Raw genomic sequence first — 1,298 nt, 5'->3', positions numbered from 1 at the left:
GAAACATCTTCGGGTTGTGAGGTTAAGCGACTAAGCGTACACGGTGGATGCCCTGGCAGTCAGAGGCGATGAAGGACGTGCTAATCTGCGAAAAGCGCCGGCGAGGTGATATGAACCCTTGACCCGGCGATGTCCGAATGGGGAAACCCAGTGCAATCCGTTGCACTATCGTTAACTGAATACATAGGTTAACGAGGCGAACCGGGGGAACTGAAACATCTAAGTACCCCGAGGAAAAGAAATCAACCGAGATTCCCCCAGTAGCGGCGAGCGAACGGGGAGCAGCCCGGAGTCTGAATCAGCTTGTGTGTTAGTGGAACGGTCTGGAAAGTCCGACGGTACAGGGTGATAGTCCCGTACACGAAAGCACACTTGCTGTGAACTCGAAGAGTAGGGCGGGACACGTGGTATCCTGTCTGAATATGGGGGGACCATCCTCCAAGGCTAAATACTCCTGACTGACCGATAGTGAACCAGTACCGTGAGGGAAAGGCGAAAAGAACCCCGGCGAGGGGAGTGAAAAAGAACCTGAAACCGTGTACGTACAAGCAGTGGGAGCCTACTTGTTAGGTGACTGCGTACCTTTTGTATAATGGGTCAGCGACTTATATTCTGTAGCAAGGTTAACCGTATAGGGGAGCCGAAGGGAAACCGAGTCTTAACTGGGCGTTAAGTTGCAGGGTATAGACCCGAAACCCGGTGATCTAGCCATGGGCAGGTTGAAGGTTGGGTAACACTAACTGGAGGACCGAACCGACTAATGTTGAAAAATTAGCGGATGACCTGTGGCTGGGGGTGAAAGGCCAATCAAACCGGGAGATAGCTGGTTCTCCCCGAAAGCTATTTAGGTAGCGCCTCGTGAACTCATCTTCGGGGGTAGAGCACTGTTTCGGCTAGGGGGCCATCCCGGCTTACCAACCCGATGCAAACTACGAATACCGAAGAATGTTATCACGGGAGACACACGGCGGGTGCTAACGTCCGTCGTGAAGAGGGAAACAACCCAGACCGCCAGCTAAGGTCCCAAAGTCATGGTTAAGTGGGAAACGATGTGGGAAGGCACAGACAGCCAGGATGTTGGCTTAGAAGCAGCCATCATTTAAAGAAAGCGTAATAGCTCACTGGTCGAGTCGGCCTGCGCGGAAGATGTAACGGGGCTAAACCATGCACCGAAGCTGCGGCAGCGACGCTTATGTGTTGTTGGGTAGGGGAGCGTTCTGTAAGCCGTTGAAGGTGGCCTGTGAGGGTTGCTGGAGGTATCAGAAGTGCGAATGCTGACATAAGTAACGATAAAGCGG

General features: G+C 52.9%; 1 rRNA gene. It reads left to right on the top strand.

What is annotated here, in order from left to right:
- Positions 1–20 precede the first annotated feature (20 nt).
- Positions 21–1,298, top strand: a 23S ribosomal RNA gene (locus ACOTW6_RS21850); the annotation flags it as partial.

Origin of the sequence: Enterobacter cloacae complex sp. IR5403 (genome assembly GCF_049238705.1) — a bacterium.
In the GTDB taxonomy this organism is placed as follows: Bacteria; Pseudomonadota; Gammaproteobacteria; order Enterobacterales; family Enterobacteriaceae; genus Enterobacter; species Enterobacter hormaechei_C.
This window is presented reverse-complemented; position numbering and strand designations above follow the sequence as displayed.